The sequence below is a fragment of the Caulobacter ginsengisoli genome (genome assembly GCF_030814835.1).
Lineage (GTDB): Bacteria > Pseudomonadota > Alphaproteobacteria > Caulobacterales > Caulobacteraceae > Caulobacter > Caulobacter ginsengisoli.
In genome coordinates, this window is the sequence record NZ_JAUSVS010000008.1 from 139778 (window position 1) to 164926 (window position 25149).

25 protein-coding genes are annotated in these 25149 nt (G+C 68.9%); 12 read left to right on the plus strand and 13 right to left on the minus strand.

What is annotated here, in order from left to right; all coding sequences use genetic code 11:
* The first annotated feature begins 7 nt into the window (after positions 1-7).
* Both ybaK and QO010_RS18135 read left to right on the plus strand, forming a co-directional pair.
* Positions 8-481, plus strand: coding sequence for a Cys-tRNA(Pro) deacylase (ybaK, locus tag QO010_RS18130; RefSeq protein WP_307351488.1), 474 nt, complete (start codon positions 8-10; stop codon positions 479-481).
* Between the two features lie 202 nt (positions 482-683).
* Complete coding sequence (locus QO010_RS18135) at positions 684-1010, plus strand: nuclear transport factor 2 family protein (protein ID WP_307351490.1); 327 nt, start codon at positions 684-686, stop codon at positions 1008-1010.
* Positions 1011-1028: 18 nt separating this feature from the next.
* Here QO010_RS18135 and QO010_RS18140 read toward each other — a convergent pair whose 3' ends face one another.
* From QO010_RS18140 to hppD, 7 genes are all read right to left on the minus strand, one after another.
* Positions 1029-1508 carry a MarR family winged helix-turn-helix transcriptional regulator gene (locus QO010_RS18140; protein WP_307351491.1) on the minus strand — a complete coding sequence of 160 codons (480 nt, stop codon included), beginning with the start codon at positions 1506-1508 and terminating at the stop codon, positions 1029-1031.
* A 14-nt stretch (positions 1509-1522) separates the two neighbouring features.
* Positions 1523-2536 carry a fumarylacetoacetate hydrolase family protein gene (locus tag QO010_RS18145; protein ID WP_307351493.1) on the minus strand — a complete coding sequence of 338 codons (1014 nt, stop codon included), beginning with the start codon at positions 2534-2536 and terminating at the stop codon, positions 1523-1525.
* Entirely contained in the window at positions 2536-2808 is a 273-nt protein-coding gene (locus tag QO010_RS18150) for a hypothetical protein (RefSeq protein WP_370873785.1), read from the minus strand. Before QO010_RS18150 ends, QO010_RS18145 begins: the two co-directional genes overlap by 1 nt.
* On the minus strand, positions 2805-3938 hold the full coding sequence (locus QO010_RS18155) for a homogentisate 1,2-dioxygenase (protein WP_307351495.1): 1134 nt from the start codon (positions 3936-3938) through the stop codon (positions 2805-2807). The genes QO010_RS18150 and QO010_RS18155 overlap by 4 nt, the downstream gene beginning before the upstream one ends.
* Before the next feature lie 2 nt (positions 3939-3940).
* A complete protein-coding gene (locus QO010_RS18160; RefSeq protein ID WP_307351497.1) occupies positions 3941-5014 on the minus strand; it encodes an isoaspartyl peptidase/L-asparaginase family protein in 1074 nt (357 codons plus the stop codon).
* A 71-nt stretch (positions 5015-5085) separates the two neighbouring features.
* Positions 5086-10752, minus strand: coding sequence for an ELWxxDGT repeat protein (locus tag QO010_RS18165; protein WP_307351499.1), 5667 nt, complete (start codon positions 10750-10752; stop codon positions 5086-5088).
* Between the two features lie 131 nt (positions 10753-10883).
* Positions 10884-11984, minus strand: coding sequence for a 4-hydroxyphenylpyruvate dioxygenase (hppD, locus tag QO010_RS18170; protein ID WP_307351501.1), 1101 nt, complete (start codon positions 11982-11984; stop codon positions 10884-10886).
* A 158-nt stretch (positions 11985-12142) separates the two neighbouring features.
* Between hppD and QO010_RS18175 the strand changes: the two genes are divergently transcribed.
* The 3 genes from QO010_RS18175 (at position 12143) to QO010_RS18185 (ending at position 14386) form a co-directional block, all read left to right on the plus strand.
* Entirely contained in the window at positions 12143-12808 is a 666-nt protein-coding gene (locus QO010_RS18175; protein WP_307351504.1) for a hypothetical protein, read from the plus strand.
* A gap of 23 nt (positions 12809-12831) precedes the next feature.
* Positions 12832-13338: a DUF2846 domain-containing protein gene (locus QO010_RS18180; RefSeq protein WP_307351505.1), complete on the plus strand. Its 507-nt coding sequence runs from the start codon at positions 12832-12834 to the stop codon at positions 13336-13338.
* Between the two features lie 121 nt (positions 13339-13459).
* Positions 13460-14386 carry a lysylphosphatidylglycerol synthase transmembrane domain-containing protein gene (locus QO010_RS18185; RefSeq protein WP_307351508.1) on the plus strand — a complete coding sequence of 309 codons (927 nt, stop codon included), beginning with the start codon at positions 13460-13462 and terminating at the stop codon, positions 14384-14386.
* Here the strand turns inward: QO010_RS18185 and QO010_RS18190 are convergent.
* Together QO010_RS18190 and QO010_RS18195 are read right to left on the minus strand one after the other, a co-directional pair.
* Positions 14383-15210, minus strand: a complete 828-nt coding sequence (locus QO010_RS18190) for a thioesterase family protein (protein ID WP_307351509.1) — start codon at positions 15208-15210, stop codon at positions 14383-14385. The two genes, QO010_RS18185 and QO010_RS18190, sit on opposite strands and share 4 nt — an antisense overlap.
* An 84-nt stretch (positions 15211-15294) precedes the next feature.
* Positions 15295-16443, minus strand: a complete 1149-nt coding sequence (locus QO010_RS18195; protein ID WP_307351511.1) for an aspartyl protease family protein — start codon at positions 16441-16443, stop codon at positions 15295-15297.
* Positions 16444-16572: 129 nt separating this feature from the next.
* Here QO010_RS18195 and QO010_RS18200 point away from each other — a divergent pair, with 129 nt between their 5' ends.
* The 4 genes from QO010_RS18200 (at position 16573) to QO010_RS18215 (ending at position 19927) form a co-directional block, all read left to right on the plus strand.
* Complete coding sequence (locus QO010_RS18200; protein WP_307351513.1) at positions 16573-18180, plus strand: PAS domain-containing hybrid sensor histidine kinase/response regulator family protein; 1608 nt, start codon at positions 16573-16575, stop codon at positions 18178-18180.
* Positions 18181-18244: 64 nt separating this feature from the next.
* Entirely contained in the window at positions 18245-18841 is a 597-nt protein-coding gene (locus QO010_RS18205) for a YqaA family protein (protein WP_307351515.1), read from the plus strand.
* Positions 18842-18854: 13 nt separating this feature from the next.
* Positions 18855-19370 carry a disulfide bond formation protein B gene (locus QO010_RS18210; RefSeq protein ID WP_307351517.1) on the plus strand — a complete coding sequence of 172 codons (516 nt, stop codon included), beginning with the start codon at positions 18855-18857 and terminating at the stop codon, positions 19368-19370.
* Positions 19367-19927 carry a demethoxyubiquinone hydroxylase family protein gene (locus QO010_RS18215; RefSeq protein ID WP_307351519.1) on the plus strand — a complete coding sequence of 187 codons (561 nt, stop codon included), beginning with the start codon at positions 19367-19369 and terminating at the stop codon, positions 19925-19927. The genes QO010_RS18210 and QO010_RS18215 overlap by 4 nt, the downstream gene beginning before the upstream one ends.
* A 302-nt stretch (positions 19928-20229) precedes the next feature.
* Here QO010_RS18215 and QO010_RS18220 read toward each other — a convergent pair whose 3' ends face one another.
* Together QO010_RS18220 and QO010_RS18225 are read right to left on the minus strand one after the other, a co-directional pair.
* Positions 20230-20574, minus strand: a complete 345-nt coding sequence (locus QO010_RS18220) for a PilZ domain-containing protein (protein WP_307351521.1) — start codon at positions 20572-20574, stop codon at positions 20230-20232.
* A gap of 65 nt (positions 20575-20639) precedes the next feature.
* Positions 20640-21197: an HNH endonuclease gene (locus tag QO010_RS18225; RefSeq protein WP_307351523.1), complete on the minus strand. Its 558-nt coding sequence runs from the start codon at positions 21195-21197 to the stop codon at positions 20640-20642.
* A 470-nt stretch (positions 21198-21667) separates the two neighbouring features.
* Here QO010_RS18225 and QO010_RS18230 point away from each other — a divergent pair, with 470 nt between their 5' ends.
* From QO010_RS18230 to QO010_RS18240, 3 genes are read left to right on the plus strand one after another with little or no spacing between them, the layout of a single operon-like run.
* The gene (locus tag QO010_RS18230) at positions 21668-22297 is read left to right on the plus strand and encodes a TetR/AcrR family transcriptional regulator (RefSeq protein WP_307351525.1); all 630 of its coding nucleotides are present in this window, start codon (positions 21668-21670) and stop codon (positions 22295-22297) included.
* A gap of 6 nt (positions 22298-22303) precedes the next feature.
* The gene (gene gluQRS, locus QO010_RS18235) at positions 22304-23131 is read left to right on the plus strand and encodes a tRNA glutamyl-Q(34) synthetase GluQRS (protein ID WP_307351657.1); all 828 of its coding nucleotides are present in this window, start codon (positions 22304-22306) and stop codon (positions 23129-23131) included.
* Positions 23132-23159: 28 nt separating this feature from the next.
* A complete protein-coding gene (locus QO010_RS18240; protein WP_307351526.1) occupies positions 23160-24068 on the plus strand; it encodes a DMT family transporter in 909 nt (302 codons plus the stop codon).
* Here QO010_RS18240 and QO010_RS18245 read toward each other — a convergent pair.
* A complete protein-coding gene (locus QO010_RS18245) occupies positions 24050-24766 on the minus strand; it encodes a GNAT family N-acetyltransferase (protein WP_307351528.1) in 717 nt (238 codons plus the stop codon). The genes QO010_RS18240 and QO010_RS18245 overlap by 19 nt on opposite strands.
* 85 nt (positions 24767-24851) lie before the next feature.
* Entirely contained in the window at positions 24852-25055 is a 204-nt protein-coding gene (locus QO010_RS18250) for a cold-shock protein (RefSeq protein ID WP_307351529.1), read from the minus strand.
* Between the last annotated feature and the right edge of the window lie 94 nt (positions 25056-25149).

Below are 25149 nucleotides of genomic sequence, written 5' to 3' on the forward strand. Positions count from 1 at the left end.
CGCTACGGTGTCGAAGACCACGCCCGCCACCCTGGCCCTGACCCGGGCCGGCGTCGCCTTCACGGTCCACACCTACGACTACGATCCGGACGCCGACAGCATCGGCCTGGCCGCCGCCGCAGCTTTGGGCGAGTCGCCCTCGCGGGTGCTCAAGACCCTGATGACCCTGGTCGACGGCAGGCCGGTCTGCGTGATCCTGCCCTCGGACCGGGAGGTGTCGATGAAGAAGCTTGCGGCCGCCGCCGGGGGCAAGTCCGCCACGATGATGAAGCCCGCCGACGCCGAGCGGATGACCGGCTACAAGGTCGGCGGCATCAGCCCGTTCGGCCAGAGGAAGCGCGTCTCGACCGTGCTGGAGGCCAGCGCGGCGGCCGAGCCTTACGTCTATCTCAATGGCGGCCAGCGGGGCCTGCAGGTGCGGATGAGTCCGGCCGACCTGATGACGGCCGCCGAGGCGACCGCAACCGAAGTCGCGGCCTGACCGGGATAAGCCGGGCATCTCCATTGCATCGCCATTCTGGAGCGACTCCCCAGGCCCTCAACCTGTGCTAGAATTGATCACAGGAGCGCTAAACGAGGATTTTGGGGAGGACCCACTGAGCGACAACCTGACCACCCTGCGTAGCCTCTATGACCAGTGGAGCCGGAGTGGGGGCCAAAGCACCCAGGCCTAGCTGGCCGCGATGGACGATGCGGTCGAAATGGACTCGATGGGGCGGGGCGCGCCGGGCGTCGAGTTCACCCGGGCGCGGCACGGCAAGCGCGAAGTCGAGGAATACTACGCCAACCTCGATCAGACCTACACGATGGTCTCCTTCGAGGTGACGGAATACATCGCCCAGGGCGACCGGATCGTGGCCCTCATCGACAGCGAATGGCGGCCCAAGGATCGGGATCAGCCAGTGTTTCGGGTCCAGAAAGCGGACGTCCTGGAATTTCGGGACGGTAAGATCGTCAGGTTCTTCGACTATTTCGACACGGCGGCTGTGCCGACGGCGGCGACAGGCTAGACCTGGGCCGGCGGCGAGCTACTCGCCCGAAAGCCGCGCCGCCGCCGCTTCCAGCCGGCCCAGCAGCCGCTTCATCATCGCCACCTCGGCCGGAGCCAGGCCCGCCAGCAGCGCCGCCTCATAGGCCAGGGCCAGGGGAGCGATCTCGGCGTGCAGGCGCAGGCCGGTGTCGGTCAGGGCCAGGCGGTGGCTGCGGCCGTCGGCCTCGTGGGCGGCCCGGGCGATCAGGTGGCGGGTGACCAGGCCCTGGGCGGCTCTGGAGACGGTCACCTTGTCCATGGCGGTCCTGGCGACGATAGCCTGCTGGGTCAGCGCCCCCTCGGCCAGCACCGCCATCAGCCGCCATTGCGGGATGGAGAGGCCGAAGCGGTCCTCATAGGCCCGGGCGATCAGCCTGGAGACGGCGTTGGAGGCGACCGACAGGCGGTAGGGCAGATAGTCGTCCAGGGCGAGCGCCGCATCGGCCACCGGGGGCAGCTTGGCGACGTTCGATCCCATGGACTTTGGCCCCTTCATTTTCCGGTGACGGCGACCGTCTGTTCGATGGCCCCGAAGATCGAGTGCCGCCTGGCGTCGCGCATCTCAATGCGGACCGTGTCGCCATGGCGCAGGAAGGGGGTTTTCGCCTCTCCGGCGAGCAGCGTCTCCACCGTGCGCACCTCGGCTATGCAACTATAGCCCAGACCGCCCTGATCGACGGGTTTGCCTGGACCGCCGCCGGCGTCGCGGTTCGAGACCGTGCCCGAGCCGATGATGGTTCCCGCCGACAGGGCGCGGGTCTTGGCGGCGTGGGCGATCAGGATTCCGAAGTCGAAGGTCATGTCGACGCCAGCATCGGCCCGGCCGAACTCCTTGCCGTTCAGTTCGACCTCCATGGCGCCGTGCAGCTTGCCGTCCTTCCAGGCGGCGCCCAGGGCGTCGGGCGTCACCGCCACCGGCGAGAAGGCGCTGGCCGGCTTGGACTGGAAGAAGCCGAAACTCTTGGCCAGTTCGCCCGGGATCAGGTTGCGGAGGGAAACGTCGTTGACGAGCATGACCAGCCGCACCGCCGCCAGGCCCACTTCGCGGCTTGCGCCCTGCGGCACATCGCCGACGATCACCGCCACCTCGGCCTCCAGGTCGCAGCCCCAGGCCTCGTCGGCCAGGGGGATCGGGTCGCGCGGTCCCAGGAAGCCGTCCGAGCCGCCCTGGTACATCAGGGGGTCGGTCCAGAAGCTCTCGGGCATGTCGGCGGCCCGGGCCTTCCGCACCAGGGCGACGTGGTTCACGTAGGCGCTGCCGTCGGCCCACTGATAGGCGCGCGGCAGGGGGCTCATGGCGTCATGCTCATGGAAGCGCTCGCGCGGCATGCCGCCGTGTTCCAGGCTGTCGGCCAGGGCCTGCAGGGCCGGACCCAGCTCGTCCCAATTGTCCAGGGCCGCCTGCAGGGTCGCCGCCACCGGCGCCGCGTCGGTGCACCAGGCCAGATCGTTGGAGACCACAACCAGGCGGCCGTCGCGGCCGGACTTCAGGGAGGCGAGCTTCACTAGGCGTTTCCTTTTTTCTCGATGACGGCGCTTATGCGCGCGCCCTGGTCGTATCGGCTGTCCCCGCCATAGACGACGATTTCGCAGAGGATGTCGCCCCCTTCCGCGTCCGCCCACAAATAACTTCGTTCGACCATCACGGCCCGCCCCGTCGGGCTGAAGCCCTCGTAGCTGTCGCCCCAGGGGGTGACCTTGCGCAGTTCGCGCCAGGACAGGGTCACGGCGCGCTTCAGCTCATCCTCGGCCATTTCGACCAGATCGGGGTCGATCACGGCGTCTTCCAGCTGTCGACATAGGCGGTGTTCTCGACCGCCGCCGCTCCGTCGCCGACCTCCAGCGGATCGCGGGTGTCGATCATCACCGCGATCTCGTCGGTGGCCTCCTTGGTCTGCACCAGCATGTTCTTCAGGGCCTTGGGGTGGGGGCCGTGGGTGAAGCCGCTGGGGTGGAAGGTCATCATCCCGGCGTCGATGTTATCGCGGCTGAAGAAGTCGCCGGCGTGGTAGAACAGGACCTCGTCGAAATCGTCGTTGTTGTGGAAGAACGGCACCTTGATCGCGCCCGGATCGGTCTCGAAGGGCCGGGGCGTGAAGGTGCAGACCACGAAGCGGTCGGCCACGAACGTCGTGTGGGCGCTGGGCGGCAGGTGGTAGCGATGGCTGACCACCGGCCGGATCGCCGAGACGTTCAGGCGCACCGGCGCCAGCTCGCCATGCCAGCCGACGGCGTCCAGCGGGTTGTAGGGGTAGGTCGCCACCGACACGGCGCCGCGCTTCTTGATACGGACGGGGAACATGCCCTCCTGCGCCTGGTGATCGCGGAAGGCCTCGTCCATCACCGGCGTATCCAGCATGGCCGGATCGAACTGGGCGTGCGGGCCCAGCAGGCCGCGGTCCGGCAGGGTGTAGTGGCCGTTGGTGGCCTGGATGGTCAGGATGGCGGCGGGCCCGTCGGGGGCCAGCCGCCACATCGTCCCGCGCGGCAGGTAGAGGTAGTCGCCGGCCTTGAAGGCGATGCGGCCATAATCGCAGAACAGGTCGCCCTGGCCGGTGTGGACGAACAAGAGCTGGTCGCCGTCGGCGTTGCGGGCCAGGGCGGTCATCGGGCCGGCCAGCTTCCAGAAGCGGATCTCGGTCGCCCCGTTGTGCAGCACCACCGGCGCGTCCCAGGGGCTGTCGGCCGGCTGGTTCAAGCCATTGAGGTCGAAGGCCCGGGGCCGCAGCGGACCTTCGAAGCTGACCCAGCCGGTCGGCGGGCGGCGGTGATAGAGGAAGGCGGCGGGACCGAAGAAGCCCTCCTTGCTGACCTCGCGCTCATAGGTCCCGTCGGGCAGATCGGCATGGGCTTGGCGGCTGTGCTCGCCTTGCGCGCCCCGCACCGGAATCCAGTTACCCTTGGCCATCGCTACTTCTCGTCCCTGTAGATCTTCACCACCGGCGCGACCTTCCAGCTGGCCGCCGCCCGGTACATGCCGGGCGTGTTGAACGCCCAGACCATGTCGCCCTTGGGGCTGACCGCGATCAGCCCGCCGTCGCCGCCGAACGCCCCCAGCCGGGCGATCACCGCCTGGGCCGCCTTCTCCAACGGCTGGCGCTGGAAATGGGTGCGGGCGCAGACGTCATGGGCGATGGCCAGGCGGATGAAATACTCCCCCGTGCCGGTCGCCGAGACCGCGCAGCCATAGCTGTTGTCGGCATAGGTGCCGGCCCCGAGAATGGGACTGTCGCCGATCCGGCCCCAGCGCTTGGCGGTCATGCCGCCCGTCGAGGTGCCGGCCGCGACATTGCCCCGCGCATCGGCCGCCACCACGCCCACGGTGCCGAAACGATGGTCGTCGGCCGGCCACAGCGCCGCGCTCGGCCGATCTGAGCTAGGAGGGGGCGGCGGCGCCCCCCTGGGCCGGGGCGGAATGGGCAGGCCCTGCGCCTTCAGCTCGGCCTCCAGCTGCTTCCAGCGCCGCTCGGTGAAGAAGAAGGACGGCTCGACCATCTCCAGGCCGGTCCCCTGGGCGAAGGTGTCGGCGCCCTTGCCGCTGAGCAGCACGAAGCGCGAGTTGGTCATGACGCTGCGGGCCAGGCTGATGGGGTGGCGCGTGCGGGTCACCCCGGCCACGGCTCCGGCCTTGAGGGTCGCGCCGTCCATGAAGGCGGCGTCCAGGCTGTTCTCGCCCTCGGCGGTGAACACAGCGCCCCGGCCGGCGTTGAACAGCGGGTCGTCCTCAAGCTCGCGGATCACCGCCTCGACCGCATCGGTGGCGTTGCCGCCCTCGCGCAGAATCTTCGAGCCGACCTCCAGGTCACGGGCCAGGGCGGCGCGATAGGCCGCTTCCGTCGCCGGATCCATGCCGACCCGCTCGATCACCCCGGCCCCGCCATGGATGACGATGGCCCAGTGACCGCCGGGCGGCGCGGCGGGCGCGGCGGCCGGGATCACGGCCAGGGCGGCGAGGATCGCCAGGGTGCGCAAGTGTCGGATCATCGCCTCTCCTCGCCCGCCAGCGGGGCGGGAGCGGCGATGATCGTAACGGCTGAAACTAACTCCGTGAAGGGTTAGAGCAGCCAGCCGTCGGCTTCGGCATGCTCGGCCTTTGGCGGGTCCATGGGCATGGGCGGCGGCGGGGTAACCAGCGGCGCCGGCGTCGGCGTGCCGGCCGGCATCAGGTGGATGGAGGCCAGCACCGCCGCGGGATCGATGTCGAAATTGAAGTTGACGTCGATCGAGTCGCCGGTCCCATCGGTCGGCGTGATGCGGAAGCTGTGGGCCGAGGTCGCCGTCGTCGTGTAACCGCTGTAGCCGATCAGCCAGATCTCGTCGGCGCCGACATCGCGGAAGACCATATCGTCGACACCGTCGCCCAGGCGGAAGACGTAGATGTCCGCCCCGACATTGCCGTCCAGATGGTCCGGGCCCAGGCCGCCGTCCAGCACATCGTTGCCGTGATCGCCGAGGTTGCCGTCGTCACCGATCAGCGAGTCCTCGCCGTTGCCGCCGAACAGCACGTCGTTGGCGTCACCGCCCCGCAGGCTATCACCGCCGTCGCCGCCCCGCAGCGTGTCGTCGCCACCGGCCCCGCGCAGGGTATCGTTGCCCGGTGTGCCGAGCAGGCTGTCCGGGCCGGCCCCGCCGATCTGCAGACCCGGGCCCGGTCCGCCGTTCACGAAGCTGGCGCTGGTCAGGCTGGAGGCCTGCACGCCGTTCAGCACCACATAGCTGCCGGTATCGAGGAAGACCTTGGCCCCGGCCGCCGTCTGCACGATCGAGCCGTAGCCGCCGATGGCGGTGACGTCGAGCATGTCCTCACCAACGACGAAATCGGTGATGAAGTTGCCGCCGCTGCCGGCCTCGAACACGAAGAGGTCCTGTCCGGTCCCGCCGGTCATGGTGTCGGTTCCGCCGCCGCCGACGATAACGTCATCGCCGTCGCCGCCATCGAGGTGATCGCCGCCGTCACCGCCTTCGAGACGGTCATTGCCTGTTAGGCCGTTCAGCGTGTCGTTGCCGCCCAGGCCCTGGATCAGGTCCTTGGAGTCATTGAAGCCGTTCAGCGTATTGCCGCCCGCCGTGCCGATCAGCTGATGATCGAAGCCAGGTGGGGGTGGCGGAGGCGGCGGTGGGCTGGGTGGCGGAGGCGGCGGCGGACTGGGCGGCGGAGAGGACGAGCCGATGAAGCTGTCCGCCGTCAGGCTGGAGGCCTGCACCCCGGTCAGGGTCACATAGGCTCCGTCGGCGAAGATCACCTTGGCGCCTGACGCCAGCTGGACGATCGAGCTGTAACCGCCATAGGCGCTGACATCGAGCTTGTCCTGGCCGACCGTGAAGTCGGTGACGGTGTTGGCCCCATCACCCGTGGCGAACACGAAGACGTCCGCGCCCGCGCCGCCGGTGAAGGTGTCGGTGCCGGCCCCGCCAACCAGGACATCGTCGCCGTCGCCGCCGTGGAGCTTGTCGGAGCCGTCGCCGCCTTCGAGACGGTCATTGCCGCCCAGGCCGCCAAGGGTGTCGTTGCCGGCCAGGCCCTGGATCAGGTCCTTGGAGGCGTCGGCGCCGTTGATGGTGTTCCCGGCCACCGTGCCGACCAGGGTCTGGTCGAAGCCAGGCGTCGGCGGCGGCGGGGGCGGCGGAGACGGTGGTGGCGAAGGCGGAGGCGAGGCCGCGATGGTCCCGCCCACGAAGCTGGCGTTGGTCAGGGCCGAGGCCTGCACGCCGGTCAGGGTCACATAGGCTCCGTCGGCGAAGGTCACCCGCGCCCCGGCCGACAGCTGCCGGACGCTGACCGTGCCGCCATAGGCCGCGAGGTCGATGACGTCCTGGCCGACCTGGAAGTCGGTGATGGTGTTGGCCCCGTCGCCAGGCCCGAACACGAAACGATCCGCCCCGGCGCCGCCCGTGAAAGTGTCGGTGCCAGCCCCGCCGACCAGGATGTCGTCGCCATCGCCGCCGTTCAGCTTGTCGGAACCGTCACCGCCCTCGAGGCGGTCATTGCCGCCCAGGCCGTTCAGGGTGTCGTTGCCGGCCAGGCCCTGGATCAGGTCCTTGCCGCCATCGCCATTCAGCGTGTTGCCGCCGGCGGTGCCGACCAGGGTGTGGTCGAAGGTCGGCGGTGGCGGCGGCGGCGGCGGCGGGGGCGGGGGCGGGGGAGAGGCGTAAACCGGTGCGACGGGGCCAGGGCTGGCGCTGCCGCCCGGGACCCAGGTGTCCGTCACCCGGATCGTGCCGGCCGCCGTGCCGTCGGTCGTCCAGACCTCCTGGCCGTTCACCTCGTCGCTGGCCAGGAAATAGAGCTTGCCCCCGATGATCTGGAAGCCGGCCGGATCGCTTCCGGCGGAGCCGGGCGCGATGTCGAGCAACTTGTGGGTGCCTCCGACCGTGCCGTCAGTGACCCAGACCTCACGGTCGGTGAAGTCGACCTGGGCCGCGAAGAAGGCCAGGCCGTTGAAGAGGGTGAAGCTGCCGGCCCAGGAGGCGCTGGCGCTCAACGGCTCGGTGCCGGCCACCGTGCCGTCGGTCGCCCAGAGCTTATAAGAGCCCTGAGTATCGGTGGCGCTGAACACCACCCGGCCGCCGACGATGGTCAGGGACGACACCGCGCCATTGGGCAGCCCGGGAACATGGCCCGACAACAGGACGGTCCCGGCCACGGTGCCGTCGCTCACCCACAGGCCCTGGTTGGTGTTCAGTCCGCCGCCGGCCGAGAACAGCACCTTGCCGTTGAAGACCACCCAGGGCTGGAGGTGGTCACCAGTCGGCCCGTAGATGCTGACGCCCATGTTGGCCAGTTTGAAGGTGCCGGCGGCGGTGCCGTCGGTGACCCAGGGCTCGGCCCCGTTACTGCCGGAGCCCAGGAAAAACACCTTGCCGCCGACCTGCACCGTGGCGGCCTCAGGATAGTATTGGATCGGCGAGGTCTGGGCGCTGGCGACCGTGGCCAAACGAAGGGTGCCCGCGGCCGTGCCGTCGCTGATCCACAGGCCACTGCCCTCGGAGGTCGTGGCCGTGAAGAGGATCCGGCCGTCGGTCATGACCGTAAAGCCCGCCTGCAGGGACAGGGGCGTGGGGTTGGAGCCGGAGAGGCCCGGGTTGATGTCGGCCACCCGCACCGTGCCGGCGCCCGTGCCGTCGGTCACCCACAGCTCCATGTCGCCGGCGCTATCCTGCGCGGCGAAATAAACCTTGACGCCAACCTTGGTGATGTAGGCGAACGCCGAACTTCCCGTGGGATTGATATCGGCCAGCGCATGGGTGCCGGCCGCCGTGCCGTCGGTGATCCACGGCTCGCGCCCGCCATTGGCGTCCTTGCCGGCGAAGAGATACTTGCCGCCGCCCAGATCGGTGAAGCCGCTGTAGGTGTTGGTGTAGAGGGGATTGTTGGACGGCAGGGGGTCGCCGCAGTCGGCCAGCTTGACCGTGCCCGCCCGGGTCCCGTCGGTGACCCAGACTTCCATGACACCCCCGGCGGCATTGGCTTCGAAGACCAGCTTGTCGCCCATGACCGTCATGTTGCGCGGGATGGAGTGGCCGCCGCTGGCTACGACGTCGCTCAGACGCAGGGTGCCCAGTTCCGTGCCGTCGCTGATCCAGAGTTCGGCCCCACGGCCGGGCGTGTTGGCCACGAAGACGACCTTCGATCCGAACACGGTGAAGCCGCCGGTGAAGTAGGAATCGTCCGGGCCGAAGTTCAGATCATAGATCATGTGGGTGCCGGCGACGGTGCCGTCGCTGACCCAGGGTTCGCGGCCAAGGTCGCTGGTCGCCCAGAAGAACACCTTGCCGCCCGCGATGGTGAAGTTGGTCGGCGAAGACTCGGCCTGCCCCGGATTGATGTCCGCCAGCGCAAAGGTGCCGGCCCGGGTGCCATCGCTGAACCACAGCTCCGAGCCTGTCCTCTCTGTCCCCAGCTGGACCAGGAAGCCGCCGTTGATCGGAGTGGCGACCGGGAAGTCGGTCGAGACGATCGACGGCGACAGAACCGGGTTGGTGTTCAGGTTGGTGACTAGGTGGGTTCCGGCCACGGTGCCGTCGCTGCGCCACAGCTCCGCGCCCTGCGGGCCATGATCGTCGGCGGTGAAGAACAGCACGCCGTCGACGAGGCGGAAGTTGGAGAAATCCGGAATGATGCCGTCGGCTTCGATGTCGGTCAGTTGCACCGTGCCCTCCGGCGTGCCGTCGGTCGTCCAGACCTCGGTCCCGTCGGCGGTGTTGAAGGCGGTGAAGACCAGATGGTTGCCGACCACGAAGAAGTGGTCGGGACTCGAATCGTACAGGGCGCCGGGGGCGATATCCTTCAGCAGCCTGGTGCCCGCCGCCGTGCCGTCAGTCACCCAGAGTTCCGATCCGCTCTGGGGGGCGTATCCGATGAAGAAATACTTGCCACCCATGGCCAGAACAGGAGCGAAGCCGCCATCCGGGCCGCTCGGGTTGAAATCCACCAGCCGCGTGGTCCCGGCGGCCGTGCCGTCGGTGATCCACAGCTCGGCGCCGGAGGTCGGGGTATAGACCGCGAACAACTGGCGATCGCCGAACGCGGCGAAGGTGATCGGGCTGGAATTGTCCGCGCCGGGGGCGATGTCGGTTAGCAGCTGAGTGCCGGCGGCAGTCCCGTCCGTGACCCAAAGTTCCGTGCCGTGGACCCCGTCATTGGCGCTGAAGACGATCTTGCCCCCCGCGCTGCGGAAGTTGGCGGCGGTCGAGCCGACGGCCCCCGGCATGACGTCCTTCAGCATGAAGGTGCCGGCGACGGTGCCGTCGGTCACCCAGGGCTCACGGCCTTCGCCCGTCGAGTTGACGCCGATGAACAGCTTGTCGCCGATCTGCCTGGAGGTGGAATAGGTGCTCGAGCCGCTGCCCGCGACCGGGTCCATCAGCCTCACCGTGCCGGCCGCCGTGCCGTCGGTGCTCCAGAACTCGGTGCCGTTGGCGCCGTCGTTGCCGCGGAACACCAACCGGCCGTTCAGGATGGCGATGAAGCCGGTGGCGCCGCTGCTACTACCGGCGTTGAGGTCCTTGACCATGTGAGTGCCGGCCGTCGTGCCGTCGGTCACCCACAGCTCAGTGCCCGCCGCGGCCGTATTGGCCAGGAAGTAGACCTTAGAGCCATCCTGTAGGATCGCCCCCGACGTGCCGCCATTGAACGCGGTCGAACCCGCCGAGGGCGCCGCGTCGGTCAGCCTCACCGTGCCGGCGACCGTGCCGTCGGTGACCCATAGGCCATTCGAGCCGGGATAGTCGGACTTGAAATAGAGCAGGTTGCCGACCGCGATCAGTTCGCCGGCGCTCGAGCTGATGTTGCTCCGGTACGGGTTCAGCAGGCCGACCTCGTGCGAGCCCTCGGCGGTCCCGTCCGTGACATACAGCCGCCGGCCGTTGAGGGAGTCGACGGTGTAGTAGACCTTGTCGCCGACCAGCTTCAGGTCCTGCGGTTCGGTATTGGCGTCGTTGAAGATCGCCATCCCCCCGGCGATTTTGTAGGTGCCGGCCTCAGTGCCGTCGGTCACCCACAGCCCGCGCTCAATGATATCGCCGCCGGCCGTGGCGAAAAATATCACCTTGCCGTTCGGCAGCGTGACAAGGCCGGAAGGATTGGAGCCGATCCCGTAACCGACGTTCGGGTCCAGCGTATTGATGTCCTTGACCAGCCGCGTCCCGACTTCGGTCCCGTCGGTGATCCACAGTTCACGCCCATGCACGCCGTCGTCGGCGGCAAACACCACATCGGTCACTTGGAAATCCCCCCACCCAGTCCGGGAACTCGCCAACTCCGGCGTCCAGACAGGCAGGGATTATGCACGGTCGGCGTTAGCCCGCCAGCCATGCACTATGAAATAACGATGAAATCTGTAGGCGGAGGAGCTCAGCCCTCCTTCACCACCCCGCGGCGGATCTGGTCCAGTTCGATCGACTCGAACAGCGCCTTGAAATTCCCCTCGCCGAAGCCCTCGTTGCCCTTGCGCTGGATGATCTCGAAGAAGATCGGGCCGATCAGGTTTTCGGTGAAGATCTGCAGCAGCAGGCCCTGGCCCTCGGTCGGGGCGCCGTCCAGCAGGATCTTGTCGGCCTGCAGGCGCTGGGTGTTCTCGCCATGGCCCGGCACCCGGCCATCGAGCAGTTCGTAATAGCTGTCGGGGGTGTCCTGGAACTTGACGCCGCGCTCGCGCAGGGTCTCGACCGTCGCGAAGATGTCGTCGGTTCCGAAGGCCAGGTGCTGTATGCCCTCGCCCTTGTAGTCGCGCAGGAACTCCTCGATCTGGCTCTGCTCGTCCTGGCTCTCGTTGAGCGGGATGCGGATCTTGCCGTCCGGACTGGTCATGGCCTTGGAGAACAGGCCGGTGACCTTGCCCTCGATATCGAAGTAGCGGATCTGGCGGAAGTTGAAGACCTTCTCGTAGAAGTCCGCCCACTTGGCCATGTTGCCGCGGAAGACGTTGTGGGTCAGGTGGTCCAGATAGGTCAGGCCGACGGCGTTCTTTTCCGCCGCCTCGGCAGCGCCGGGAATGGGCTCGAAATCGACGTCATAGATGCTGTGGGCGCCGTAGCGGTCGACCAGATAGAGGTTGGTGCCGCCGATGCCCTCGATGGCCGGGATGTTCAGCTCCATCGGGCCGATCTTGCCCGCCTGGGCCGGCGTCGCGCCGCGCTCGAGGGCCAGCCTGTAGGCCCTGCCCGCGTCGCGAACCCGGAAGGCCATGGCGTTGGCCGAGGGGCCATGCGCGCCCCGGAAATCGGCGGACTGCCCGACCGGCTCCATGTTCAGGATGAAGTTGATGTCGCCCTGGCGGAAATGCAGCACGTTCTTGGAGCGGTGCCGGCCGACCGCGGTGAAGCCCATCAGCTCCCACATCGTCCTGAGCTTCTCCGGCTCGGGCGAGGTGAACTCGACGAACTCGAAGCCGTCGGTGCCGAGGGGGTTGTCGAACAGGTCGGTTGGGGCGGGGGCGTTCATGCTGGCGGTCATGGGGGGCGGCTCCGGCGCGAATGGGGCGGCATCTAGTATCAGATGCAACCAGTTGGGTGAAGGCCCGCTGTCCGGATGCAACTCAACCGCCGGGGGCCTCGCCTTGCCAAACCGATATCGATCTGCCTAGGTTGCGGCCAGTAAGGGGGCTTCCAATCATGAAAATTCTTGGCCTCGGCCTGTCGCTTTGGGCGGCTGCCGCATGCTCCGCGTTCGCTCAGGACGCCTCGCCGCCGCCGCCAGCCGAGCCGGCGGCGGCGGCCGTCGCTCCGGCCCCGGAAGCCGCGCCCGCGCCAACACCGCCCGCGCCGGAAGCGGCCGGTCCGGTGACCGCTCCGGCGGGGACGGTGATCACCATCGTCTTTACCCAGATCATCAGTTCCAAGACCGCCAAGCAGGGGGACCAGTTTGCCTTCCAGCTTTATTTCCCGCTCAAGGTCGGCGACCGGGTGCTGATCCCGGCCGGCACGCCCGGCGTCGGCGAGGTGGTCGACGCCTCCAAGGCCGGGTTCGGCGGCCGGCCCGGCGAACTGCTGCTGGCGGTCCGCTATCTCGACTACCAGGGTAGCCGCATTCTTCTGCGCGGCTTCAAGCTCGGCGGCGTCGGCAAGGACAACCTGGGCGGCGCGATGCTCCTCAATATGGCGGTTGGCCCCCTCGGCCTGCTGATCCAGGGCGGTGACGTGATCTATCAACCGGGCCTCGTCGCCACCGCCAAGCTGAACCAGGACTACACGCTGGATACGGCGGCCGTCGCGCCTGCCCCGCCCGCCGAAACGCCGGCGGCCGCGGCGCCCGCCTCTACTCCCACCTCCTCCAACTGAAGAGACTTTTGATGTTTTCCAAAATGAGCAAGCCCGCCATCGCGGGCCTGATGATCCTGGGCGCGGCCATGCTGGCCCCCGGCCTGGCTGGGGCGCAATCCACGGCTGACGCGCCCGCCGCGGCCCCCGCCGCCGACGCTCCGGCGCCCGCGCCGACCGGCGATCCCCGGGTCGGCGCTCCGGCCGAAGGCATGGCCCAGATCGTCTTCTACCGGCCGTCCAACTATTTCGGCGGCGCGGTGTCTTTCAAGGTCCGCGAAGGTGAGGCCGAGCTGGGCCAGCTGTCGAACAACAGCTACTTCATCCTGCAGATCGCCCCGGGCAAGCACACCTTCGTGGTGCACTCCGAGGCGGCCGACGACCTGACGATGGAAGTCGAAGCCGGCGAGACCTATTTCGTGCGCGGCGCGATGGCCATGGGTGTGGTTCTCTACCGCCCCAACCTGTCGCCGTCCGACCAGTCCAGTTTCACCGCCCTGCCCAAGCTGAAGCTGGCCAAGCCGATCAAGGTCAAAGCCCCCAAGAAGTAGGCCGCTTCGCGGAACCGGAGATCCCTGCGCAGGGGTCTCCGGTTCCGCCTGACGCTGTGCCGATCTGCCGCTAGGATGGGCCGAACCGGAATCGGGGCGGGAGCGTGCGAATTTGATGGCCGTGGCCAGACGATGGGCGGTTCGCCTGTTGCCGATCCTGCTTCTGGCCCTGGCCGGCTGGGTGATGTGGCGTGAGTTCCGCCACACCGATCCGGCCCGGATCCTCGATGACATCGACCACTGGGGCTGGGGCCGGCTCGCCTTCGCGGGGCTCATGACCCTCGTCAGTTTCGGCCTGCTGGCGGTGATGGAGTGGCTGGGCCTGCGCTGGGCGGGGGCCAAGGTCCCGTTCCTGGCCGTGCTGCTGGGCTCGTTCTGCGCCAACGGCATCGCCCACGTCACCGGCACGGCCGTGCTGGTCGCCGGAGCGGTGCGCTACCGCCTCTATGCCCGTCACGGCGCGGACCTGGCCCAGGTCGCCGAGACCACCGTCTTCTGCATCGTCGGCTACTCGATCGGCATCACCGAACTGGTCGGGCTGTCGCTGCTCACCGCCCCCGACCTGGGCGGCGCGGCCCTGCGGCTCAGCCCCCTGCTCACCCGCTCGCTGGGCCTGGCCCTGGCCCTGGCGCCCTTCGTCTATGTGCTGGCCTGCGCGGGCGTGCGCGCGCCGCTGCGGCTGCTGGGCCGTGAATACCGCCTGCCCTCGGTCCGCGTGGCCCTGGCCCAGTTGGCCATTGGCCTGGTCGACAACGTCGCCGTGGCGGCGGTGATCTGGGTGCTGATCCCGCCGGGCCTGGTCAGCTTCCCCGCCTTCTCGGCCGCCTATGCCGCCGCCACCGTCACCGGCGTCGCCTCCAGCGTGCCGGCCGGGGCGGGCGTCTTCGAGAGCGCCATCCTGACCCTGCTCCCCGCCCTGCCCCGCGACGTCCTGGCGGCGGCCTTCGTCGGCAACCGGATCATCTACTATCTGGGGCCGCTGTTGATTTCGGCGGCGATCCTGGCGCAGGCGGGGATGATGCCGGGTCTCAAACGACGCGACGATTAGCCGAACACCGCCACGTTCTGCCGCCCCGCCATCAGCGGCCGGCCCGCGCTGTCCCACAGGCTCATCGACTGGCTGCAATAGCCTTGCGTGACCACCTCGGCTGTGCTGCGCAGCAGCCGCCAGCCGTCGTCCTCCGCCGGGGCGGGCGTCGGCGGGGTCAGGAAATCGACCATCCAGGTCATGGTGCTGATCGGAGCCGGGGCCGCCATCAGCCGCATGGCGGCGGGCGGGGGGATGTCGCCCAGGGCCAGCAGGGCGATGGGGTCCAGGCCCGCGGCCGGATCGCGGTGGCGGGCCCAGAGGATCAGGTCGGGCTTGCCGGCTTTGCGCTCGACGGTTCCGTCGGGGTTGCGCCCGAACCAGATCTCGCCGTCGGCCGGCCGGACATCGAAATGCGCCGCGAAGCCCGGCCCGCCGCCGGGTCCGTGCAGCGACGGGCAGCCGGCGATGGGCCGGGCCGGCGGTGGCGGATGGTCCTGATGGGCCATGGCCGAGGGCCGGGCCGAGCCGAAGGTCAGGATGCCGCGCAGGGCCAGGCCCTGCTCGGTCATCAGGTCGCTCTGCACGAACACCGCCGAGCGGCCCCGGCGCAGCACCGTGGAGCTGACGGTGACCGGTCCGGCGGCGGGCCCGATGAAGGCGAACTGCGCCGAGCGCAGCGGCGGCGGCGTCTGCTGCCCCTCGCCCGCCGCCCGCGTCCCGTCAGCCGCGGCCAGCGCCGCCGAGAGCCCGCCGAACAGGGTCCGGCCCTGGGTCCAGTCATCGCCGACACTGACCGTCCCGCCGGCGGCGAGTTCCGCCAGCACTTCCGAAAACGCCTTCACGCCCTGTCCCCAATCACGACTTCCCCCTGCCCTAGCCGGACCCGGGCGGGGCTCGCAATGGGTTTCTAATCGAAATGCGTGTGGCTAGAGATAATCCGCCAGCACGAAGCTGACCGGAATCGCCTGCCCCCCGCGCCGCAGGCTCAGGGCCAGCGTCTCGCCGAACGGGGCGTTGAGCCGGGCGATCGCCGTGCGGAAATCCAGCCCCTCCACCACGTCCCCGACCCGCACCCCGGCCTTGGCCGCCGGGCTGCCGGTCCCGACCTCGGCCACGGTCACGCCGCCGCCCTGGGCCTCCAGCCAGAGACCGGAACCGCCATAGGTCCGGACCTTCGGCGCCTGGCTGTTGCGGCGGACCCAGACGGCCCGCTCGGCGCGATCGACGGAGAGGTCCAGCGTGCGCAGCAGCGGCAGGCCCAGGATGGCGTCGGGCCCCTGCGCATCGGGGGGCCGCACGACGATCAGGGGTGCTTCGTAGCCGGCCGGTCCGACCTGGATGGCCTTGCCCCGCACCAGCCGGGCCAGCGACTGGGCGTCCCCGCCGATCCCGGACGTTCGCACCGGAACATAGGGCTGGGTGTCGCTCCACAGACCCAGCCGCCGGCCGACCGTGTGATCGAGCGTCAGCATGTTGGGCGAGCCGGTGTCCAGCAGCGGCTTGAGGCCGGCGCCGTTGAAGGTGATTTCGGCGAAGATCCGCCGCGACAGATAGGGCAGGTCCGGCTCCCGCAGGCTGGAGTCCAGCCTGGTGAACCCGGTCCGGTCTGGCGATCCGCTCGGCCAGACCCGCCATTGACCCCGGTCCAGGTCCAGTTCGCTGTCGAAGGTCGTCAGCAGGCCGGCCGCCAGCAGGCCATCGCCGCTGAGCCTTGCCCCCGGCAGGCCGGCCATGGCGGCGTCCGCCTGGCGGACCACCCCGCCCAGCAGCAGTTCGTCGACCGAATAGAGCGGGAAGCTCAGGCCGCCGTTCAGCCTGACATCCCGCGCCTTGCGCAGGCCGACCTGGTCGGCCACGCCCTGCCGCACGGCATTGAGCTGGGCGCCGGTGTCGATGACGAAACTGAACGGCCCCTTGCCGTTCAACCGCGCCTCGATGGTTATTCGCCGGTCATCCAGCCGGATGGGCGCGACGATGGGCCCGCCCTGGGTGCCGCTCTGAGCCAGGGCGGCGCGGCTGAAGGGCAGGCCGAGGGCCAGGGCGGAACCAAGGAACAGGCGGCGGTCGAGTGTCATGACCTCCAACTTGCCGGCGTTGCGGGCGAAAAAAGGGCGGTCGGGAACCCGACTACGGCGCAGACGTTGGATTGCGTCAGGTTGCGTGCCTGGGGGAGGTTGGATGCGCGGGAAGAGCGAGAGCGAGGCATGGTGACCGAGGCGGCCACCCTGCAGATTTGCGACCCCGCGGGCGGCGACCTGCTCGGCGAGGTCACCGAAGACGCCCGGACCCTCAAGACTCTGGTCGCAAGCGATGACCAGTTCCGCATGCTGGTGGCCGGAGTGGTCGACTACGCCATCTTCATGCTCACGCCGCAAGGCCTGGTGGCCAGCTGGAACGCCGGCGCCGAGCACATCAAGGGCTACAAGGCCGAGGAGATCATCGGCCGCCACATCTCGACCTTCTACACCGAGCCCGATCGGGCCAACGGCGTTCCGGACCTGGCCCTGCGCACCGCCGCCGAGCAGGGCCGCTACGAGGCCGAGGCCTGGCGGGTGCGCAAGGACGGCGCGCCCTTCTTCGCCAATGTCGTCATCGACGCCATCCGCGACGAAGACGGGGTGCTGGTCGGCTTCGCCAAGATCACCCGCGACATCACCGAGCGGCGCAACGCCCAGCTCGAACTGCAGCGCGCCAATGATCGCCTCTCCCAGGCCACCCGCATGGAGGCCATGGGCCAGCTGACCGGCGGCGTGGCGCATGACTTCAACAATCTTCTGATGGTGGTCGCCGGCCAGGTGCAGCTGTTGCGCAAACGGGTCGGCGAGGATTCCAAGGTCGCCCAGGCCCTGGACGCCATCGATCTGGCGGCCCGCCGGGGCCAGGACCTGACCCGGCATCTGCTGGCCTTTGCCCGCCGCCAGCGGCTGCGGCCCATGGCCGTCTCGCTGACCGCCCGCGCCGAATCCCTCATCGAACTGCTGGGCGCCAGCCTGGGCCCCTCGGTCGAGCTGGACATCGACCTGGGCGATGATCTCTGGCCGGTGGAGCTCGATCCCGGCGAACTGGACCTGGCCCTGCTCAACATGGCCGTCAACGCGCGGGACGCCATGCCCCAGGGCGGCCGGCTGAGCCTGACCGCCCGCAACCACACGGTCGTCGCCGACGGGAACACCGAGATTGCCGGCGACTATGTGGCTCTGACGATGACCGACACCGGCGTCGGCATTCCCGCCGACATTCTGGAGCGGGTGTTCGAACCCTTCTTCACCACCAAGGACATCAACAAGGGCACGGGCCTGGGCCTGTCACAGGTCTATGGCTTCGCCCGCCAGGCCGGCGGCTGGGCGACCATCGACAGCGAACTGGGCAAGGGCGCCCGCATCACCCTGTTCCTGCCGCGCAGCGGGCTCGCGCCCGGGGACGAGGCGCCGCGGCAGACGGGCGAGGTAACCTCCAGCCTGACGGTGCTGGTGGTCGAGGACAATCCCGAGGTCGCCGATGTGGCGGCCGGACTGCTGGAGCTGCTGGGCCACCGCGCCGAACTGGTCGGCAACGCCGACGCCGCCCTGGCCCGCCTGGCCAGGGGCCCTGCGCCCGACCTGGTGTTCAGCGACATCGTCATGGCCGGTTCGATGGACGGACTGGGCCTGGCCCGCACCATCCGCGAGCGCTGGCCGGACCTGCCGATCCTGCTGGCCACGGGCTACAGCCGGGCGGCCGAGCGCATGGGCGGTGAATTCCCGGTCCTGGCCAAGCCGTACCAGCTGGCGGACCTGGGACGGGCGATCGCGGGACTGTTCGCCCCAGCCTGAGCCTGCGCCTAAATCAACAGGACAATCGCGCGACAAAAGCTCTGGCCCCTGCTAGCAAGGCGCCATGCTTCGCCGGCTTTATGATTGGGTGATGGGGCTGGCGGCCTCTCGCCATGCGCAGATCGCGCTGTTCGTTGTCGCCTTCGCCGAGAGCAGCTTCTTTCCGATTCCGCCCGACGTGATGCTGGCCCCCATGGTGCTGGCCCGCCGCGAGCTCGCCTGGCGCTATGCCGCCATCTGCACGTTCGCCTCGGTGTTGGGCGGCATGCTGGGCTACGCCATCGGCTACTATCTGCAGGACGTGGCGATGGGGCTGATGTCGCTGACCGGCCATGCCGGCGGGCTGGCCGAGTTCCAGTGCTGGTACCAGAAGTTCGGCGTCTGGGTGATCCTGATCAAGGGCCTGACCCCCATCCCCTACAAGCTGGTGACCATCGCCTCTGGCCTGGCCCAGTTCAGCTTCCCGGTCTTCGTCGCCGCCTCGATCGCCACCCGCGGCCTGCGCTTCTTCCTGGTCGCCTGGGTGGTGCGCAAATTCGGGCCGGCGATGATGCCGGTGATCGAGCGGCGGCTGGGCATGGTGGCCGTCGGCCTTATTCTGCTCATTGTCATCGGCTTGGTTGCGAGTCACTTCCTGGGCGGCGGTGGCGGCGCCTGTTGATAGGGTCTGGGGCATGAAGCGGCTCGTCGACATCATTCTGAAGAACTGGCTGCTCACCGCCCTGCTGGTCAGCGCCGCCATGCTGGCCATCGCCCACGGCTTCGAGACCTTCGCCGGGCTGTCGCCCTGCACGCTCTGTTTCAAGCAGCGGGAGGTCTACTGGACCGCCGGCTTCCTGGCCGCCGCCGGCCTGGTGGTCGAAAGAATCCCGGCGGGCAAGCGGTTCGCCTGGCTGTTCAGCCTGATCCTGGCCGCCGTCTTCGCCTATGGCCTCTACCTGGCGGTCTATCACGCCGGGGCCGAGTGGAAGTTCTGGCCGGGCCCCGCCGCCTGCGCCAGCGGCGGCGGCCATGTCAGCATGGACGACCTGACCAAGATGCTCGGCAAGAACAACATCAAGGCGCCGGCCTGCGACCAGGCCGCCTGGGTGTTCGCCGGCCTCAGCATGGCCGGCTGGAACGCGCTGATCTCGCTGGGTCTGATCGTCGCCAGCGTCCTGGCGGCCCTGCGCGCCCGGAAGGCCGCATGACCAAGCCGGTCCCGCCCAAACCCGGCAGGGGCGCGACCGCCGCGCGGCTGGCCGAGATTCTGCGGGTCGATCACGCCGGGGAGCTGGGGGCGGTGCACATCTATCGCGGCCAGCGGGCGGTGCTGGGCGCCGCCGCCGGCCATGGCCGCATCGCCAGCCACCTGGCCGAGATGGAGGCCCAGGAGCAGGTCCACCTCTCCCGCTTCGACGCCCTGCTCAACCAGCGCAAAGTCCGCCCGACCCTGATGGCCCCGATCTGGCGGATCGCCGGCTTCGCGCTGGGGGCCGGCACGGCCCTCATGGGCGACAAGGCTGCTCACGCCTGCACCGAGGCGGTCGAGACCGTGATCGAACAGCACTATGCCGACCAGATCGCCGAACTCGAAACCCGCGACCCCGACCTGGCCGCCGAACTCAAGGTCTTCCGCGACGAGGAACTGGCCCACCGCGACCTCGCCGTCGAGGAGGGCGCCCGCCAGGCCCCCGCCCACGGCCTGCTGACCGCCGTCATCCAGGCCGGCTGCCGGGCGGCGATCAAGATCAGCGAGAAGGTTTAGCGCAGGCCTAGGGCCAATCGACATTCAGCGATGTCGCCAAGCCAGCACTTTGCGGTCTTGGCTCAGCAGACACCCTTCCCCACCACCGTCATCCTAGGCCTTGTGCCTAGGATCTCGCGTTCCGTTCGTTGCAAATTCAAAGGGTTAGGCTGAGACGGCGCGGCTCCACGGCCTTTCCGCACGTGCGGCGGACGGCGGGATCCTAGGCACAAGGCCTAGGATGACGGGGTTTGGTGGGGCGAGGCTTGCGCCAAGACAAGACTCTGCGGATTTGGCCCCAAATCGGTGAATGTCGATTGGCCTTAGTGCGCGACCATGTGGGACCAGATGGCCCGCAGCGCCCGCAGCTGTTTTTCGGTGGTGGTCTTCAGGTCGTGCCGGTCCTTGAGCGCCAGGCCGATCAGGTTGCCCCGCCGCCAGATGATCTCGGCGTCCCAGGCCGTGCCGTCCTTGATCTGCACCAGATGCAGCTCGCGAGGGACCAGATGCGGGGACTTGGTCTCGATCAGCGCCCCGTCGGCGCTGATGTTGCGGATCACGCAGTCCAGGGTCTGGGCGGCGTCCTCGCTCGCCAGCTTGGCGGACAGCAGGGCCCGCTGGCGGGGGACGCGCCGTCGTTCGCCGGATTTCTGCACAGGCTCGACCATGGGCCAAGCCTAGCGCAGGCCCATCGCCAAACCTTTAAGACCCACGGTGACGGACCGGCGCCCCTCTAGGCCTCCAGTTCGATGTCCCAGTAGAGGTAGTCCAGCCAGCTGTCGTGCAGGTAGTTGGGCGGGAAACGCCGGCCATGGTCCTGCAGCTCGTACATGCTGGGCCGCCGCGGGGCGTGGTGCGGGTGCATCTGCGCCTCGCGGGGGGTGCGCCCGCCCTTGGCCAGGTTGCAGGGGGCGCAGGCGGTGACGATATTCTCCCAGGTCGTGCGGCCGCCCCGCGAGCGGGGGATGACATGGTCGAAGGTCAGCTCGCCCGCCGCGCCGCAGTACTGGCAGGCGAAATCGTCGCGCAGGAACAGGTTGAAACGGGTAAAGGCCGGCGGCCGGTCCTGGGTCACATACTGCTTGAGGGCCACCACGCTGGGCAGGCGCATCTCGAAGCTGGGGCTGTGGACCGTCTGATCATAGTTGGCCACCACGTCGACCCGGTCGAGGAAGACGGCCTTGATGACCTCCTGCCAGGGCCAGAGTGACAGGGGGTAGTAGCTGAGCGGCCGGAAGTCGGCGTTCAGCACCAGGGCGGGAAAGCCCGAGGGGGCGCGGCTATGCAGCATGGCTGCCTCGCGCAAAACTTTGGGTCGAACTGGTACTGAAGACCGGCCATCCTTTCCGCGTACTCACGGGAATCGCCATTCATCCCCGACGCCTGTTGAATCATGGCGCCGAACGGTGACGGCTCCAAGACATGAAAAAGGGCCGCGTCGTCCGCGGCCCCAATTCGATCTTCGAAACGTTTGAGCGGGGGCGGCTTAAGCGCCCACGAGAACCGTCGCGCCGGCCAGGGCGGCGCCCAGAAGCAGCACAAAGACAGAGGCGCTGCGGTCGAAGAAACGTTCGAACGCGGTGATCTTGGTATTGGTCATGACACACATCCTTGAGTTTGGGCCCCGTGTGCGGAGCCCCCCATTGTTGACCCCTGGGGGAGCAGGGGCTGTCCGATCTGGACAGTGCTTAGATAGCACCCATCTGAACGGTGTCAAGATAAATCTTTACAGCGTTCGGATGGAGATTTAGAGTGAGCGTCATGAGAGAAGCTGCAACCGCCGAAGCCCGCCCCTATCACCACGGGGACCTGCGCCGCGCCCTGGTGGACGCCGCCCGCCGCATTCTCGAAGCCGAAGGGGTCGGCGCCCTGTCTCTGCGCGCCGTCGCCCGCGAGGCCAAGGTCAGCCCGGCCGCCCCCTATCACCACTTCAAGGACAAGGGCGAACTGCTCGACGCCATCGCCCACGAAGGCTGGGAAGACCTGGAAAACGCCATGACCACCGTGCGGGCCAGCGCTGCCACGCCGTCGGAGAAGATGACCGCCATCGGCGCGGCCTATGTGCGCTTCGCCCGCCAGAACCCGGCGCTCTACCGCGTCATGTACGACGTCTCGCGCGACAAGGATTCGCTGCCCGACCACGTGCAGAAGAACGACGATTCCGCCTACTGCCAGGTGCGCGCCACCATCCAGGAAACCAACGGCCCGGCCGTCAATGAGATCGACCTGGAACTGGCCACCATCGCCGCCTGGTGCGCCGCCCACGGCCTGGCCGAGATGCTCAGCTTCAAGCAGTTCGACCCGCTGAAGGAACAGCTGGGCGGCGAGGAGGCCTTCATGCGCGCCGTCCTTCAGCATTTGGGCATGTTCTCCAAGGTCCATGCCCCTTAGAAGCAACTGGTGTTCGCCACCCGCTTCGCCCCCTCCCCCACCGGCTTCCTGCACCGGGGCCATGCCTTTTCAGCCCTGACGGCGTTTCGCGCCGCCCAGGCCGCCAAGGGCCGGTTCGTGCTGCGCATCGAGGATATCGACGCGACCCGATGCCGGCCCGAGTACGAGTCGGCCATTTTCGAAGACCTGGCCTGGCTGGGCCTGGAATGGGAACAGCCGGTCCGCCGGCAGTCCGAGCACCTGGCCGACTACGAGGCCGCCCTCGAAAAGCTGCGCGGCCAGGGCCTGCTCTACCGCTGCTTCCGCACCCGCAAACAGGTGGCCGAGGAGATGCTGGCCGCGCCCCACGGTCCGGTCGAGGCCTTCCGGGGCGGCCCGCTGCATCCCAACGAGGAGGAGCGGATGCTGGAGGAGGATCGCCCCTTCGCCTGGCGCCTGTCCCTCGACGCCGCCGCCGAGCGGGTCGGCGGGTTCGGCCGGCTCAGCTTCTACGACAATGGCAAAAAGGTCCGCGCCAACCCGGCCCTGGCCGGCGACGTGGTCCTGGCCCGCAAGGATGTCGGGGTCGCCTACCACCTGGCCGTGGTGGTCGACGACGCGCTGCAGGGCATCGACCATGTCATCCGGGGCGAGGACCTGGCCGAGGCAACCCACATTCAACGCCTGCTGCAGGCGCTGCTCGACCTGCCGACCCCGACCTATCGCCAACATCGGCTGCTGACCGGCCCCGACGGCCGCCGCTACGCCAAGCGCGACAAGGCCGAGACCCTGCGGGACCTGCGCGCCCAGGGCGTCACCGCCGAACAGCTCCGCGCCGAACTCGGCTTTGACTGATCAGCCCGGGCACGGCAAAAGCCCGGCCATGACCAACTCACGCGGCCCAGACTCTTCACGTATTTGGGCCGTGGCCGCCGTGCTGGCGGGCGCCTGCATCATCGGGACCGTGCCCGTCCTGGTCCGGCTGACCGAGACCGGTCCGGCCGCCGCCGGCTTCTGGCGCATGCTGCTGGCCGTGCCGATGCTGCTGCCCTTCCTGTGGCGCAAGTCCGACCGGCCCACGCCCGGGATCGCCCTGCCCGACTGGGCGCTGATCGGGGCGGGGCTGTTCTTCGCCGGGGATCTCGCCTTCTGGCACTACGGTATCGGCTTCACCTCGGTGGCCAACGCCACGGTGCTGGCCAACCTGACCCCCATCGTGGTGACCTTCGTCGGCTGGCTCATCTATCGCGAGAAGCCGGCCGGCCTCTTCCTGGCCGGCCTGGCCCTGGGGATGGGCGGGGCCTGGATGCTGGCCGAGGCCCGCACCAGCGGCCATGCACCGGGCAGCAATCCGCCGCTGGGCGACCTGCTCTCGGCCATCACCGCCCTCTGGTACGCCGGCTACTTCATCACCGTCCGCAAGGCCCGCGAGCAGCGCGGCGTGGTGGCGGTGATGTTCTGGTCCAGCGCCGTTTCGGCCCTGGCGCTCGGCCTGGTCATGCTGATCCTGCGCGAACAGGTCTGGCCGGCCTCGGTCGCCGGCTGGTGGGCCTGTATCGGCCTGGCCGTCGCCCATTGCACCGGCCAGGGCGCCATAGCCTGGGCGCTCGGACGCCTGCCGACCGCCACCGCCTCGGTCGTGGTGCTGATCCAGCCGGCCGTGGCCGCGGCCCTGGGCTGGCGCCTGTTCGGCGAGACCATCTCGCCGCTGCAGGGCCTGGGCGCCGCCGCCATCCTGGCCGGGGTGGCGCTGGCCCAGTGGGCCGCCGCGCGTCAGGCGCGCGCCCAGTAGCGGTAGCGGTAGACGGTCTCGAACCCGCAGGCTTGATAGAGCGCGACAGCCGGTTCGTTCTCCGCCTCGACCTGCAGGTAGCTCTTCGTCGCCCCTGCCAGTCGCGCCTGTTCCAGCAGGCTGCCGACGATCCGCCGCGCCAGCCCCTGGCGTCGCGCCCGCGCCACCGTCCGCATCAACGACAGCCCGGCCCACTCGCCCTCGACCGCGCAGGCCCCGACCGCCGCCGGGGCGCCATCGACATCCAGCCGGGCGAAGAACACCGGCGGCGCGATCCGCCGCACGGTTTCCAGCCGCTCCTCGGCGTCGGCCGGGTCCTTGTAGAGGGCCTCGAACAGCACGGCCTGGAACGGCGCGTCGGGCTGGGTGGCGATGACCGCCCCGCCCTCGCCGCCGACCGGCCCGATCATCACCAGTGTCTCGCTGTCGACCCGGTATCCACTGGCGGCCAGAAGTTCAGGCAGGTTGGCCGGCTGCGTCGCCCCGTCCGTCGTCTTGAACCGCGGCGCCTGTCCCTGCCCGGCGTACCAGGCCTCGACCGCCGCGATGGCTTCCACCGGATCGCGATCCGGCGCCTCCAGAGCCCAGCAGGTGTTGGCCCGCCCGGTTCGCCCGCCCGCCGCGTTCAGCCGCCAGCCGCCCAGCCGTTCCCGCACCCGGGCCGGCCAGGCCCGCGAGGTCACATCTTCCAAAGCCACGATATCGAGCAAATCAGCCCCCCAAACGAAAACGGGCGCCGGCCCTTTTAAGAACCGGCGCCCGCGATCTTGAACCTCTGAAGCGTTAGAGCGGCTTCAGGTCGACCGCGGCGGTCTTGCCGCGCTCTTCCTTGAGTTCGAAAGCGACCTTCTGACCTTCGTTCAGGCCGCGCAGGCCGGCGCGTTCGACGGCGCTGATATGGACGAAGACGTCCTTGCCGCCATCATCGGGTTGGATAAAGCCGAAGCCCTTGGTGGTGTTGAACCACTTGACCGTGCCGCTGGACATGCTGCTCGTCTCCCTGACAGCCGTTTCTTCCAGATGGGCCGACCGCCGTGAGGCGGGCGTCCCGGTAACAATCGCAGGCGTCTGGGATAGCGGC

Excerpts from the sequence above, each read along its gene's own strand:
- QO010_RS18210 (WP_307351517.1), top strand. The coding sequence starts at position 18,855 with ATGAAGCGGCTCGTCGACATCATTCTGAAGAACTGGCTGCTCACCGCC.
- QO010_RS18225 (WP_307351523.1), bottom strand. The coding sequence starts at position 21,197 with ATGCTGCATAGCCGCGCCCCCTCGGGCTTTCCCGCCCTGGTGCTGAAC.
- QO010_RS18155 (WP_307351495.1), bottom strand. The coding sequence starts at position 3,938 with ATGGCCAAGGGTAACTGGATTCCGGTGCGGGGCGCGCAAGGCGAGCAC.
- QO010_RS18180 (WP_307351505.1), top strand. The coding sequence starts at position 12,832 with ATGAGCAAGCCCGCCATCGCGGGCCTGATGATCCTGGGCGCGGCCATG.
- QO010_RS18230 (WP_307351525.1), top strand. The coding sequence starts at position 21,668 with ATGAGAGAAGCTGCAACCGCCGAAGCCCGCCCCTATCACCACGGGGAC.
- QO010_RS18220 (WP_307351521.1), bottom strand. The coding sequence starts at position 20,574 with ATGGTCGAGCCTGTGCAGAAATCCGGCGAACGACGGCGCGTCCCCCGC.
- QO010_RS18135 (WP_307351490.1), top strand. The coding sequence starts at position 684 with ATGGACGATGCGGTCGAAATGGACTCGATGGGGCGGGGCGCGCCGGGC.
- QO010_RS18205 (WP_307351515.1), top strand. The coding sequence starts at position 18,245 with ATGCTTCGCCGGCTTTATGATTGGGTGATGGGGCTGGCGGCCTCTCGC.
- QO010_RS18195 (WP_307351511.1), bottom strand. The coding sequence starts at position 16,443 with ATGACACTCGACCGCCGCCTGTTCCTTGGTTCCGCCCTGGCCCTCGGC.
- QO010_RS18175 (WP_307351504.1), top strand. The coding sequence starts at position 12,143 with ATGAAAATTCTTGGCCTCGGCCTGTCGCTTTGGGCGGCTGCCGCATGC.
- QO010_RS18140 (WP_307351491.1), bottom strand. The coding sequence starts at position 1,508 with ATGGGATCGAACGTCGCCAAGCTGCCCCCGGTGGCCGATGCGGCGCTC.
- QO010_RS18250 (WP_307351529.1), bottom strand. The coding sequence starts at position 25,055 with ATGTCCAGCGGCACGGTCAAGTGGTTCAACACCACCAAGGGCTTCGGC.
- QO010_RS18200 (WP_307351513.1), top strand. The coding sequence starts at position 16,573 with ATGGTGACCGAGGCGGCCACCCTGCAGATTTGCGACCCCGCGGGCGGC.
- QO010_RS18240 (WP_307351526.1), top strand. The coding sequence starts at position 23,160 with ATGACCAACTCACGCGGCCCAGACTCTTCACGTATTTGGGCCGTGGCC.
- QO010_RS18160 (WP_307351497.1), bottom strand. The coding sequence starts at position 5,014 with ATGATCCGACACTTGCGCACCCTGGCGATCCTCGCCGCCCTGGCCGTG.
- hppD (WP_307351501.1), bottom strand. The coding sequence starts at position 11,984 with ATGACCGCCAGCATGAACGCCCCCGCCCCAACCGACCTGTTCGACAAC.
- QO010_RS18215 (WP_307351519.1), top strand. The coding sequence starts at position 19,367 with ATGACCAAGCCGGTCCCGCCCAAACCCGGCAGGGGCGCGACCGCCGCG.